Here is a 684-nt window from a genome sequence, read left to right as displayed (position 1 = left end):
TAGGCGGGGATATCCGACTTCCACAGCGTTCTGCGATGCCATGACGATCAATGACGAATACCCTCGTAAAATTTATGAGGCATTATCACAATTGGGTTGTGGTTTACATAAGCTTACGGTAATTATTGAACCTAGGCGTGTTATATCTAAAGATTATGGTTATTTATTTTCAAATATTAGCTCTATAAAAGAGCAGAATGGTACGAACTTAATTACAATCTGGGCTCTGGGGATGTGTACTCAATCTGCACAGTATCACGAGATCATAAGTCAAAGTATGTGAAAGCAACTGATACAAAAAAAATTTACGATGGTGGAAGATCGACGATGAAGGACTTTAGTTCAAAGGAAATTGATATTATTGTGTTCTCATATCCTGATTTTTTGGCTTTTTAGATATAAACAACACACCTCCTAGTGGGCTGGAGACTATCAGATGTTGGATCACGCATGGCGCAATTAGCAAAAAATCCTATCTATTGGATTTGGTATGCTCTACTGGATTCTCAACTCTAAATATTGTGTGTGAAGTGCAATGTCAAGCGGTGGGAATTGATATAAGTGCAGAGTTTGTACCATCCGCTCAGAACAAGGTTGATAGCTCTGTTATGCAGGCGATGGTTAAGTTTCATATTGGAAATGCTGAGCGTATGTCTTATCCTGAAAATACATTTACGCATATTA

The 684-nt window shown here is 38.0% G+C and carries 2 protein-coding genes; both read left to right on the top strand.

Going from position 1 to position 684, the window contains the following annotated elements; genetic code table 11:
* On the top strand, window positions 1-283 hold a 283-nt coding region (locus ACFIL8_RS11905; RefSeq protein ID WP_375689985.1), incomplete at its 5' end, for a hypothetical protein.
* A gap of 115 nt (window positions 284-398) precedes the next feature.
* On the top strand, window positions 399-684 hold a 286-nt coding region (locus ACFIL8_RS11900; protein WP_375689987.1), incomplete at its 3' end, for a class I SAM-dependent methyltransferase.

Origin of the sequence: Bartonella sp. AP57NXGY, from assembly GCF_042195805.1 — a bacterium.
Taxonomy (GTDB): Bacteria; Pseudomonadota; Alphaproteobacteria; order Rhizobiales; family Rhizobiaceae; genus Bartonella.
The sequence above is the reverse complement of the archived record's forward strand: the minus strand, read 5'-3'. Positions and strand labels throughout refer to the sequence as shown.